This window comes from Streptomyces sp. NPDC053474 (genome assembly GCF_044544845.1).
Lineage (GTDB): Bacteria > Actinomycetota > Actinomycetes > Streptomycetales > Streptomycetaceae > Streptomyces.
The window spans coordinates 171,439-184,105 of sequence record NZ_JBITXV010000003.1; the positions used below are offsets into that span (position 1 = coordinate 171,439).

7 protein-coding genes are annotated in these 12,667 nt (G+C 72.4%); 4 read left to right on the forward strand and 3 right to left on the reverse strand.

Annotated features, from left to right (window positions below; translation table 11 throughout):
• Positions 1 to 217 precede the first annotated feature (217 nt).
• Positions 218 to 973, forward strand: coding sequence for an MBL fold metallo-hydrolase (locus ACIG3E_RS07610; protein ID WP_399612515.1), 756 nt, complete (start codon positions 218 to 220; stop codon positions 971 to 973).
• Between the two features lie 56 nt (positions 974 to 1,029).
• Positions 1,030 to 1,845 carry a DUF3097 domain-containing protein gene (locus ACIG3E_RS07615; RefSeq protein WP_399612517.1) on the forward strand — a complete coding sequence of 272 codons (816 nt, stop codon included), beginning with the start codon at positions 1,030 to 1,032 and terminating at the stop codon, positions 1,843 to 1,845.
• A gap of 69 nt (positions 1,846 to 1,914) precedes the next feature.
• Here the strand turns inward: ACIG3E_RS07615 and hemW are convergent, their stop codons facing one another.
• Both hemW and ACIG3E_RS07625 read right to left on the reverse strand, forming a co-directional pair.
• The gene (gene hemW / locus ACIG3E_RS07620) at positions 1,915 to 3,150 is read right to left on the reverse strand and encodes a radical SAM family heme chaperone HemW (RefSeq protein WP_399612519.1); all 1,236 of its coding nucleotides are present in this window, start codon (positions 3,148 to 3,150) and stop codon (positions 1,915 to 1,917) included.
• A gap of 45 nt (positions 3,151 to 3,195) precedes the next feature.
• Positions 3,196 to 5,121: a SpoIIE family protein phosphatase gene (locus tag ACIG3E_RS07625; RefSeq protein ID WP_399612522.1), complete on the reverse strand. Its 1,926-nt coding sequence runs from the start codon at positions 5,119 to 5,121 to the stop codon at positions 3,196 to 3,198.
• 521 nt (positions 5,122 to 5,642) lie between these two features.
• Here ACIG3E_RS07625 and ACIG3E_RS07630 point away from each other — a divergent pair.
• Together ACIG3E_RS07630 and ACIG3E_RS07635 are read left to right on the forward strand one after the other, a co-directional pair.
• Entirely contained in the window at positions 5,643 to 9,776 is a 4,134-nt protein-coding gene (locus ACIG3E_RS07630; protein WP_399613499.1) for a HAMP domain-containing protein, read from the forward strand.
• A gap of 12 nt (positions 9,777 to 9,788) precedes the next feature.
• Positions 9,789 to 10,373: a response regulator gene (locus ACIG3E_RS07635; protein ID WP_399612524.1), complete on the forward strand. Its 585-nt coding sequence runs from the start codon at positions 9,789 to 9,791 to the stop codon at positions 10,371 to 10,373.
• A gap of 97 nt (positions 10,374 to 10,470) precedes the next feature.
• Here ACIG3E_RS07635 and ACIG3E_RS07640 read toward each other — a convergent pair whose 3' ends face one another.
• A complete protein-coding gene (locus ACIG3E_RS07640) occupies positions 10,471 to 12,360 on the reverse strand; it encodes an AMP-dependent synthetase/ligase (RefSeq protein ID WP_399612527.1) in 1,890 nt (629 codons plus the stop codon).
• Positions 12,361 to 12,667: the final 307 nt, after the last annotated feature.

A 12,667-nucleotide genomic window follows, 5' to 3' on the forward strand; every position in this document is an offset into this window, starting at 1 on the left:
CCCTGGTCCTGAGCCCCCGCGGCGGCCCCACCCTGGCACTCACCACGCGCGAGTGCCAACCTTCATCGAGTCAGTGTACGGCCGTCGGGTACAGCCCCGGCAAGGGCCGACTCCTTTAGTCATGCCCACGTGTGGCCCGTGCCACCGGCCCGCTCGCGCCCGTACGCCGGGGTCACCCGCCGCTGCCCGCGGCGGGCGGCGGCGTTAGCGTCACCGTATGGACGTAAGCGTGACACCGGCCCCCGACTGGCGGGGCGCGGGCTGGGAGCGGCTCACCTCCCGGGTGGGGCGGCGTCGGCTGCCCGTCTGGGACTGCACGGTCGGCCTGGTCGTGGGCGACGAGGCCGCCCTGCTGATCGAGGCGGGATCCAGCCTGCGGGAGGGCGCGCTGCTGCGCGCCGAGGCCCAGCGGCTGCTCGGCGGCGGCCGCCGTGTGACCCATCTCGCGCTGACGCACCCGCACTTCGACCACGTGCTCGGCGCCGCGGCGTTCGCCGGGGTCGAGGTGTTCGGCGCGGTCGGCGTCGACGCGGTGCTCGACGCCGACCGCGAGGGCCTGCGCACGGACGCCGTCACCCACGGCCTGGACGCCCGCGCCGCCGCCGAGGCCACCGACCTCCTGGTCCTTCCGCGCCACCTGGTGAGCGGCGAGTGGACCCTCGACCTGGGCGGCGTCCAGGTGCTCCTCGCGAACGTCGGCCCCGGCCACACCGGCCACGACCTGGCCGTCCTGGTGCCCGGCGGCGCGCCCACAGAGCCCGAGGTCGTCTTCTGCGGCGACCTCGTGGAGGAGTCGGGCGAGCCCCAGGCCGGTCCCGACGCGGTCCCGGGGCGGTGGCCCGCCGCGCTCGACCGGCTGCTCGACCTCGGCGGCCCGGACGCGCGGTACGTGCCCGGGCACGGGGCGGTCGTCGACGCGGCCTTCGTACGGGCCCAACGCGAGGAGCTGGCGGCGCGGTTCGGAGTGCGGTGAGCGGCGCGGGCACGTCCCCGTGACGGGATGTCACGCGATGTCATAACGTCTGTCGAATGCGCAGCTACAACCCGGACCTCACCCCGCCGTGGAAGAGGTCGGCCCCCGTTCCCGAAGTCCCCGCCGACGTCGACCTGGTGGTGGAGGAGGTCCGGACCGGCTTCTGCGGCGCGGTGATCCGCTGCGAGAAGACCGCCGAGGGCCCGACGGTGACCCTGGAGGACCGCTTCGGCAAGCACCGGGTGTTCCCGATGGTGCCGCGCGGCTTCCTCCTGGAGGGCAAGGCCGTCACGCTCGTCCACCCGAAGGCGGCGGCCGCCGCGCGGCCCGCGCGCACCGCGTCCGGCTCGATCGCCGTTCCCGGGGCGCGGGCGCGGGTGGCGCGCGCCGGGCGCATCTATGTGGAGGGGCGCCACGACGCGGAGCTCGTCGAGAAGGTGTGGGGCGACGACCTGCGCATCGAGGGCGTCGTCGTCGAGTATCTGGAGGGCATCGACGACCTCCCGGCGATCGTCGAGGAGTTCGCGCCGGGCCCCGACGCGCGCCTCGGCGTCCTCGTGGACCACCTCGTGCCCGGCTCCAAGGAGTCCCGGATCGCGGCGGGGGTCTCCAGCCCGCACGCGCTGGTGGTCGGCCACCCGTACATCGACGTCTGGGAGGCGGTGAAGCCGTCGTCCCTGGGCATCGCGGCCTGGCCCCGCGTGCCGCGCGGCCAGGACTGGAAGACCGGGGTGTGCCGCTCCCTCGGCTGGCCGGAGAACACCGGGGCCGCGTGGCAGCGGATCCTGGGCTCGGTGCGCAGCTACAAGGACCTGGAGCCACAGCTTCTGGGCCGCGTCGAGGAACTGATCGATTTCGTGACGGCCCCATAGCCCCGGGGCGGCCTCAGCGGACCAGCCCCCCCGGGGGGACCTCAGTCGACCAGCCCCCTGGGGGCGGCCTCAGTCGACCAGGTCCCGCACCACCGCGTCGGCCAGCAGGCGGCCCCGCAGGGTCAGCACCGCCCGGCCCTGTTCGTAGGGCCCGGGCGCCAGCAGGCCGTCCGCCAGGGCGCGGCGCGAGGCCGCGAGCCCGTCCGGGCGCAGCAGGTCCAGCGGGCAGCCGTCCCGCAGCCGCAGTTCGAGGAGGATCCGCTCCACCCGGCGGTCCTCGTCCGCGAGGAGCTCACGCCCGGCCCCCGGCGAACGCCCCTGCGCGAGGGCCGCCGCGTACGCCCCGGGGTGCTTGACGTTCCACCAGCGCACACCCCCGACGTGGCTGTGCGCGCCGGGGCCCGCGCCCCACCAGTCGGCGCCCCGCCAGTACAGCTCGTTGTGCAGACAGCGGCCCGCCTCCGAGGTGGCCCAGTTGGACACCTCGTACCACTGGAACCCGGCGGCCGACAGGGCCTCCTCGGCGATCAGATAGCGGTCGGCGTGCACGTCGTCGTCCGTCATGGGGACCTCGCCGCGCCGGATGCGGCGGGCGAGCTGCGTGCCCTCCTCGACGATCAGCGCGTACGCGGACACGTGGTCGGGCCCGGCGCCGATCGCGGCGTCGAGGGAGGCCCGCCAGTCGTCGTCGCTCTCGCCGGGGGTGCCGTAGATCAGGTCGAGGTTGACGTGCTCGAAGCCCGCCGCGCGCGCCTCGGCGACGCAGGCCTCGGGCCGCCCGGGGGTGTGCGTGCGGTCGAGGATCTTCAGGACGTGCTGCTTGGCGCTCTGCATGCCGAAGGAGACGCGGTTGAAGCCGCCCTCGCGCAGGGTGCTCAGATACGCGGGGTCGACGGACTCCGGGTTCGCCTCGGTCGTGATCTCCGCGTCGTCGGCGATGCCGAACTCGTCGCGGATGGCGCTCAGCATCGTGACGAGGTCGTCGGCGGCGAGGAGCGTGGGCGTGCCGCCGCCGACGAAGACCGTGCGGACCGGGCGCGGGTCGTCGCCGAGGACCTTGCGGGCCAGGCGGACCTCGTCGACGAGGGTCTCGGCGTAGTTGTCCCGGGAGGCGAGGACGCCGCCGGTGCCGCGCAGCTCGGGGGCGGTGTAGGTGTTGAAGTCGCAGTAGCCGCAGCGCGTGGCGCAGTACGGAACGTGCAGGTAGAAGCCGAGTGGGGCCGATCCGCCCAGGGCGGAAGGGGGGAGCGTCCCGTCCTGGGGCACGGGTTCTCCATCGGGCAGGGCGGAAGGCATACCTCCCATTATGGGCCCGGCCCGCTGCTCGCCTCCGTCGCCTCCGCCCCGGGGTCAGCGGGCCTGGAGCACCAGGAGCGCCAGGTCGTCGTCGGGCGGCCGCGTCGAGAACTCGTGGACGAGGCGGCGGATCCGCTCCGCCACGAGCTCCGCGTCGAGCCCCGCGCAGTCGGCGAGGGCCGTGGCGAGGCCGTCGCCGTCGTCGAAGAGGCGCCCGCCGGTGCGGCGCTCGGTGACGCCGTCCGTGACGCACAGCAGCGTGTCACCGGGGAGCAGGTCGAAGGTCTCGCTCGTGTACGTCTCGTCGTCGACCACCCCGAGGAGCATCTGCGGCCCGGTGGCGGGCCGCACCCGGCCTTCGGCGTCCAGGAGCAGCGGCAGCGGGTGCCCGGCGCACGCCACCGTGCAGCGCACCCCGCCGTCGTACGGCACGAGCTCGCCGTACAGGAGGGACAGGAAGCGGGCGGTGGTGCCCTCGGACGGCACGCCCTGGCCGCCCGCGACGGCCACGACGGCGGCCGCCGCGTCCGCGGCCTCGGTGGCGTCGTCGAGGAGGAGCTGGTTGAGGCGGTCGAGGACCTCGGCGACCTGGTAGCCCTCGCGGGCGAGCAGCCGCAGCCAGGGGCGGGCCAGGCCGATGACGACGGCGGCCTCGGGGCCCTTGCCCTGGACGTCGCCGAGAGCGAAGCACCAGCGGCCGTCGCCCGCGGGGAACACGTCGTAGAAGTCGCCGCCGGGCCCGCCCTGCTCGCGCGGCTCGTACACGACGCCGCTCTGCACGCCGGGGATCTCCGCGACGGCGCTCGGCAGCAGTCCGCGCTGGAGGACCCGGCTGATGGTGGCCTGGCGCTGGTAGCGGCGGGCGGCGCCGATGGCGAGGGCCACGCGGCGGTTGAAGTCCTCCACCAGGCCGGTGACCTCGTCGGGGAAGCGGGGCAGTCCGGCCCGGCCGATGACGAGGGTGCCGAGGCTCAGGCCGCCCGCCACCAGGCGGTAGGCGACGGCGGCGCCGGTGGGGTCGCCGCCGAAGGCGGCGCCGGGCCAGGACACCGGCACCGCGCCGGGGCCCGCCGTGTCGGCGAGGCTCGGCGGCTCCTTCTCCAGGACGCGGCGCAGCTCCTCTATCCGCTGTTCGCTGGTGTGCCAGACGCGGGCGAGATGGGTGCCGGGGGCGCGGGCGCCCGCCGCGCGCCCGGCGCTGTCGGCCTCGTCGTCGAGCCAGACCGCGCACCAGTCCGCGAGCCGCGGCACGAGGAGCTGCCCGGCGAGGGCCGCGACCAGGTTCTCGTCGAACTGGCCCGCGAGCATGTCGGAGGCCTCGGCGAGGAACGTGAGCGCGCCCCGGTTGATCCACTCCGTGTCGTGCGCGACCCGCCTGGGCGCCGGGGCGAGGATCTCGGCGGAGCGGAGCCCGCGCTGGAGCGCCGTGTCATCGGCGTACGCCTCGAAGGCGGGGAGGTCGGCGAGTATCCGCTCGTGGTCGACGGGCAGGCGCGCCCAGACCGTCTTGGTGCCCGGGCGGTAGGTGATGCCCCAGGACTCGGCGAGGGTGGCGACGAGTTGCAGGCCGCGGCCGTACTCGGGCGTGCCGGGGTGAGGGGAGCGCGGCTCGCCGCGCACGGCGCGCGCCGGGTGGTGGTCGGAGACCTCCACGACCAGGGCGTCGAGGCCGTCGCGGGGGCCCTCGCCGGGCGTCACCCCGTCCAGGCGGCACAGCAGCTCGACGGACGTGCCCGCGTGCACCACCGCGTTCGTCACCAACTCGCTGACCAGGAGCACCGCGTCGTCCACGAGCCGGTCGCTGATCCGGGCGGCGGCGGGCACCGCGAGCTCCACCCAGTCGGCGAGCGCCGCGCGGACGAACCGGCGCGCGGCACTGGGCGCAAGCGGGTTTCCCGGCAGGGACGTGCGCACTACCGTCGATGGCCCTGGGCGTGAAGCGGACTCGACGGAGGCGCGGACAGCGGTCTCCCGTGGCATCGGAATGGCCCCCACAGTGCGGCTCCTGAGCAGTTCGGACGTTACGCCTCAGGCGACACGCACAGAGTGACAGACTGACTGGGGCCATAAGCACCGAGTTACCGAAGTGGGCCATCATGAGTGAGAACAGTGCTAAGCCCGCGCCCGGACACGGTCAGATTTCGGCATCGGCAGACACGCCGGTATCCGCCCGGACCCCGACCCCCGCCTCCGCGGAGGCACCTGGCCCCCTTCCGCTCCCGCTCTCCACAGTGACCTCGGACTTCGCCATGGCATTACCCGGCCAGACGCCGCCCCCCGCCGCCAGTACGCCCCCGCCGACCCCGCCCCCGGCCGCCCCCGAGGGCAAGGCTCCGGGGAAGGTGGCGCACGCCTCGGCCACCCGCCGCTCCCCCACCGCGCGCGCCAAGCTGCCCGCGCCCGCCGCGCCCCCGGGCGCGGAGGCGCTGTCCGGCGTCGGCACCCCGCCCCCGGGGATGTCCGAGGCCGAGACCGCGAGTCTGCGGGCCCTGCTCGCCGCCATGCGGGCCGCGCGCGACGGGAACTTCGCCAAGGCGCCGCTGACCGGCTCGGGCCTGACGGCCGAGCTGATCACCGTCTTCAACGAACTCGTGGACCGCTCCACGCACTTCGACGGCGAGCTCATCCGGGTGCGCAGGGAGATGGTCCGCCACGGGCGGCTCGACGAGCGGTTCACGGCCAGCCCGGGCCAGGGCAGCTGGGCGACCCGGATCATCGAGGTGAACTCCCTCCTGGAGTCCCTGGTCGCGCCCGCCACGAACGCCACCCGGGTCCTGAACGCCGTCGCGGGCGGCGACCTCACCCAGCGCGTCGACCTGCACGACGGCTCCCGCGAGCTGCGCGGCGATCTGCGTCGGCTCGGGCGCGCCGTCAACACGATGGTCGACCAGCTGTCCCTCTTCACCGGGGAGGTCACGCGCGTCGCCCGGGAGGTGGGCACCGAGGGCAGGCTCGGCGGGCGCGCCAAGGTCCGGGGCCTGTCGGGCAGCTGGCGCGATGTGACGGAGGCCGTGAACACGATGGCCTCGCGCCTGACCGCGCAGGTCCGCGACATCGCGCTCGTCACCACGGCCGTGGCGCAGGGTGACCTCACCCGCACGGTCACGGTCGAGGCCACCGGCGAACTCCTCGAACTGAAGCTCACCGTGAACACCATGGTGGAGCAGCTGTCGGCGTTCGCCGCCGAGGTCACGCGCGTGGCCCGCGAGGTCGGCACCGAGGGCAGGCTCGGCGGCCGCGCCCAGGCCCGCGGCGTGTCGGGGGTGTGGAAGGACCTCACCGACAACGTCAACTTCATGGCGTCGAACCTCACCTCACAGGTGCGCAACATCGCCCAGGTCACCACCGCCGTCGCCAACGGCGACCTGAGCCAGAAGATCACCGTGGACGCGCGCGGCGAGATCCTGGAGCTCAAGGACACCGTCAACACGATGGTCGACCAGCTCTCCGCCTTCGCCGACGAGGTCACCCGCGTGGCCCGCGAGGTCGGCACCGAGGGCAACCTCGGCGGCCGCGCCCACGTACGCGGCGTGTCCGGGGTGTGGAAGGACCTCACCGACAACGTCAACTTCATGGCGGACAACCTCACTTCGCAGGTCCGCAACATCGCCCTGGTGTCGACCGCCGTCGCCCAGGGCGACCTGTCGAAGAAGATCACCGTCGAGGCCAAGGGCGAGATCCTGGAGCTGAAGTCGACGATCAACACGATGGTCGACCAGCTCTCCGCCTTCGCCGACGAGGTCACCCGCGTGGCCCGCGAGGTCGGCACCGAGGGCAACCTCGGCGGTCAGGCACAGGTGCGCGGCGTCAGCGGCGTATGGGAGGAACTGACCGACAACGTCAACTTCATGGCGTCGAACCTCACCTCACAGGTGCGCAACATCGCCCAGGTCACCACCGCCGTCGCCAACGGCGACCTGTCCAAGATGATCACGGTGACGGCGCGCGGCGAGATCCTGGAGCTCAAGGACACCGTCAACACGATGGTGGAGCAGCTGCGCGCCTTCGCCGCCGAGGTGACACGCGTCGCCCGCGAGGTCGGCACGGACGGACGGCTCGGCGGCCGCGCCCAGGTCCTCGGCGTGTCGGGCGTCTGGAAGGACCTCACCGACAACGTCAACTACATGGCGGACAACCTCACGGGCCAGGTGCGCAACATCGCCCAGGTCGCGACCGCCGTCGCCCAGGGCGACCTGTCGAAGAAGATCGACGTGGACGCGCGCGGCGAGATCCTGGAGCTGAAGACCACCATCAACACGATGGTGGACACCCTGTCGTCCTTCTCGTCCGAGGTGACACGCGTCGCCCGCGAGGTCGGCTCCGAGGGGCAGCTCGGCGGCCAGGCCCGCGTCGAGGGCGTGTACGGCACCTGGAAACGCCTGACCACGAACGTGAACGAGCTGGCGCTCAACCTCACCACGCAGGTCCGCGCCATCGCCGAGGTCGCGTCCGCCGTGGCGCAGGGCGACATGTCCCGCTCCATCACCGTCGAGCCCAGGGGCGAGGTCGCCGAGCTCAAGGACAACATCAATCTGATGGTGTCCAACCTCCGCGAGACCACCCGCGCCAAGGACTGGCTGGAGTCCAACCTCGCCCGCCTCGCGGGCCTGATGCAGGGCCACCGCGACCTGATGGAGGTCGCCGACCTGATCCTGCGCGAGCTGACCCCGCTGGTGAACGCCCAGTACGGCGCGTTCTTCCTGGCCAACCCGGACGACGACGGCACCGCCCCGCTCCAGGCCTCGCCCGCGAAGGGCCTCGCCTTCATCGCCGGGTACGGCTCGGCCCAGGACACCGGCATGGAGGAGCAGGGCTTCCTCGTCGACACCACCGGCATGCCCGCGCACGGCCTGGTGCGCCAGGCGGCCCTGGAGAAGAAGCGCATCCTCCTCGACGAGGTGCCGCCCGACTACATCAAGATCCATTCGGGTCTGGGTGACGCCTCGCCCGCGAGTGTCGTCATCATCCCGATCCTCTTCGAGGACAAGCTGCTCGGCGTGATCGAGCTGGCCACCTTCTCCCGCTTCTCCGACGTCCACCTGGCGTTCTTCGACCAGTTCGTGAACACCATCGGCGTCGCGATCAACACGATCATCGCCAACTCCCGTACGGAGTCCCTGCTCAGCGAGTCCCAGCGGCTCGCGACCCAGCTCCAGGAGCGCTCCGACGAGCTCCAGCGCCAGCAGGCGGAGCTACGCCGTTCGAACGCCGAGCTGGAGGAGAAGGCGGCGCTGCTCGCCACCTCGTCGCAGTACAAGTCGGAGTTCCTCGCGAACATGTCGCACGAGCTGCGGACCCCGCTGAACTCGCTGCTCATCCTCGCCCGGCTGCTCTCCGACAACCCCGACGGCCATCTGTCCGACCAGGAGGTGCAGTTCGCCAGCACCATCCACCGCTCGGGCTCGGACCTGCTCCAGCTGATCAACGACATCCTGGACCTGTCGAAGATCGAGGCGGGCCGCATGGACGTACGCCCGAAGAAGCTGCCGCTGATCAAGGTCCTGGACTATGTGCACGCCACGTTCCGCCCGCTCACGCTGGACCGCGGCCTCGCCTTCGACGTCACGGTCGGCCACGACGTGCCGCGCGAGATGTTCTCCGACGAGCAGCGCCTCCAGCAGATCCTGCGCAACCTCCTGTCGAACGCGGTCAAGTTCACCGCGAACGGCCGCGTCGAGCTGAGCGTGCAGCACGTCAAGCAGTCCCCCGACCCGCTGCTCAGCGACCGCGGCGACCTGATCAGCTTCACCGTCAAGGACACCGGCATCGGCATCCCGCCCGAGCAACTCCCGGTGATCTTCGAGGCGTTCCAGCAGGTCGACGGCACCACCAACCGCAAGTACGGCGGCACCGGACTCGGCCTGTCCATCAGCCGCGAGATCGCGGGCCTGCTCGGCGGCCGCATCACCGCCGAGTCCCGCCCCGGCGAGGGCTCTACCTTCACGCTGTACGTGCCCGTGGTGCACCCCGGCCACGGCGCGGCGGCGGTGGCGTACGCGTCCTCGCGGACGGTGCCCGCGCCCGAGCCCCGGGAGCAGATGGTCCTGTCGGCGCACACCGTGCCCGAGGCGGACGACAACTGGCCCGCGCCGACCAAGCTGGAGGCGTGGAAGGAGGGGCACGCGGGCCGGGTCCTGCCGGGCCGCCGGGTGCTCATCGTCGACGACGACATCCGCAACGTCTTCGCGCTCACCCACGTCCTCAGCCGCGTCGGCCTGGTGGTCCTCTACGCGGAGAACGGCCGCGAGGGCATCGAGACCCTGGAGCGCAACCCCGACACCGACCTGATCCTGATGGACATCATGATGCCGGAGATGGACGGCTACGAGACCATCGCCGCCATCCGCCGCTCCCCGCGCTGGACGGGTCTGCCCATCGTGGCCCTGACGGCCAAGGCCATGCCCGGCGACCGCGAGAAGGCCATCTCGCAGGGCGCCACCGACTACGTCCCGAAGCCGGTGGACGTGGACCAGCTGCTCACCGTCGTCTGTGCCCTCCTGGACCCCGAGGGCGAGCCGGCGGAGCCCAAGGCGTCCGCGCCCCCGGAAGCCGTCGACGCGGCACCCGCAGAACCCTCCGACACGGAACCGCGCGGCGCTCAGGGAGAGACCGCGATTGCGCCGACCACCGAGTGAGGCACCGTCACCATGAGCACTGAGGCCACCACAGCGGACCACGCGAGCATCCTCCTCGTCGACGACATGGAGGACAATCTCGTGGCCCTGGAGGCCGTCCTGGGGTCCCTGAACGAACCGCTGGTACGCGCCCGTTCAGGAGAGGAGGCGATGAAGGCCCTGCTGCGGCAGCGGTTCGCCGTGGTCCTCCTCGACGTACGGATGCCGGGCATGGACGGCTTCGAGACCGCGTCCAACATCAAGCGCCTCGACCAGACGAAGGACGTGCCGATCATCTTCCTGACGGGCACCGACAACGACGCGGGCTACGCCTTCCGCGGCTACGCGACGGGCGCGGCGGACTACCTCACCAAGCCCTTCGACCCCTGGGTGCTGCGCGCGAAGGTCACCGTGTTCCTGGAGCTGCACCGCAAGAACCAGCAGCTGGAGCACATGCTGGCGCGCGAGCAGGAGCACTTCGACGAGCTGTCGCTGCGCCTCGCGGCGGTCGAGCGGCAGCTGGCGGACCGGGGCTTGGACGACATGGCCGACGTATGCCGCCAGATCGCGCGCATGGAGGAGATCCTGCGGGAGATGCGGGGCAGACGGAGCGTGTGACCGCCCCGCCGCACCCCCTCGCGCCCCGCCGCACCCCCTCGCGCGCCACCGCATCCCCTCGCGCGCCACCGCGCCCCGCCGCGTCGCTGGTGCGGGCTCAGGCCTCGCGCGCGCCCGCGTACATCTCCTCGATCAGGTCCTTGTACTCCCGCTCCACGACCGGTCGCTTGAGCTTCAGGCTCGGCGTCAGCTCGCCGTGCTCGACGTCGAGGTCGCGCGGGAGCAGCTTGAACTTCTTGAGGGTCTGCCAGCGCTGGAGGCCTTCGTTGAGCTGCTGTACGTACCCCTCGATGAGGGCGACGGTGGCGGGGGCCGCGACGACCTCGGCGTAGCTCTTGCCCTCCAGGCCGTTCTCCTTGGCCCAGCCCATGATGGCGGCCTCGTCCAGGGCGATGAGGGCGGAGCAGAAGTTCCGGTCGGCGCCGAGCACCAGGATGTTGGAGACGTACGGACACACGCCCTTGAACTGGCCCTCGACCTCCGTGGGCGCGACGTACTTGCCGCCGGACGTCTTGAACAGGTCCTTCTTGCGGTCGGTGATGCGCAGATAGCCGTCGGGGGACAGCTCCCCGATGTCGCCGGTGTGGAACCAGCCGTCGGACTCCAGGACCTCGGCGGTCTTCTCGGGCAGCTTGTGGTAGCCCTCCATGATGCCGGGGCCGCGCAGCAGGATCTCGCCGTCGTCCGCGATCCGCACCTCGGTGCCGGGCAGCGGCTTGCCGACGGTGCCGGTGCGGTAGGCCTCGCCGGGGTTGACGAAGGAGGCCGCGGAGGACTCGGTGAGCCCGTAGCCCTCCAGGATGTGGATCCCGGCGCCCGCGAAGAAGTAGCCGATCTCCGGGGCGAGCGCCACCGAGCCGGACACCGCGGCCCGCAGCCGCCCGCCGAAGGCCTCGCGCAGCTTGGCGTACACCAGCTTGTCGGCGACCTTGTGCTTGGCGGCGAGGCCGAAGGGCACCGAGGCCACACCGGTCCTGCGGAAGTTGTCCTGGCTGGTCTTCGCGTACTCGCGGGCGATCTCCGCCGACCACTGGAAGATCTTGTACTTGGCGTTGCCCCCGGCCCGGGCCTTGGCCACGACGCCGTTGTAGACCTTCTCGAAGATGCGCGGCACGGACGCCATGTAGGTCGGCTGGACCACCGGCAGATTCTCGATGATCTTGTCCACGCGGCCGTCGACGGCGGTGACGTGCCCGAGCTCGATCTGTCCGCTGGTGAGCACCTTGCCGAAGACGTGCGCGAGCGGCAGCCACAGGTACTGCACGTCCTCGGCCGAGAGCAGGCCGGTCGCCGCGATGGCCTTCGCCATGTACGACCAGTTGTCGTGCGGCAGGCGCACGCCCTTGGGGCGGCCCGTGGTGCCCGAGGTGTAGATGATCGTCGCGAGGTGGTCGGCCCTGATGGCCTCGATGCGCTGCTTGACCGCGTCCGGGTTCTTCTCCAGGTGGGCGGCGCCGCGCGCCTCCAGGTCCGCGAGGCTGAGCACCCACCCCTCGGGGTCGTCGTCGGCGGGCTCGACGCCCGCCGGGTCGAAGACGACGACGTGCCGCAGGTCGGGCAGGTTCGCCCGCTGCGCACGCGCCTTGACCAGCTGCTCGGCGTTGTCGGCGATCAGCACCCGGCTGCCGGAGTCGGCGAGGATGAACGCGGACTCCTCGGCGTTGGTCTGCGGGTAGATCGTCGTCGTGGCGGCGCCCGCGCACATGATGCCGAGGTCGGCGAGGATCCACTCGATGCGGGTGGCCGAGGCGAGGGCGACCCGGTCCTCGGGCGCGAGGCCCAGATCGATGAGGCCCGCCGCCACGGCGTCGACGCGCTCGGCGGCCTGCGCCCAGCTCAGCGACTTCCAGTCGTCCGGGCCCTCGCCCGAGGCCGCGGGGACGGGGTAGCGGTAGGCCTCGGCCTCCGGCGTCGCCGCGACGCGCTCCAGCAGGAGGTGCGCCACCGAGGGCGGTCGGTTCTCGATCAAGGTCTGTGTGTCGCTCACGACATCCTCCGGGCCCGCGACGGTGCGTCCTACTGGCTGGCTGCGTGTGGCTACTGGCTGGCTGCGTGCGGCTGCTCGCTCCGCTGCCACTCCAGGCGCGTTGTTTAACTTGCGAGTAACCTCCGAGCAGTGATCAGGGTAGAGGCCGGACGGCCCCCACGTAAGGGGCTGCTGCCTGTCACTTTCTACAGAACGGGGCGGTGGGTTCACCGCCGCCGGGCGACGGGACGGCCGCCGCGCGGCGCTCACCGACAGCCCAAAGCGGCGCCCGCGGAGAGCCGGGAGCCGCACCCGCGGGCAGCCGGAA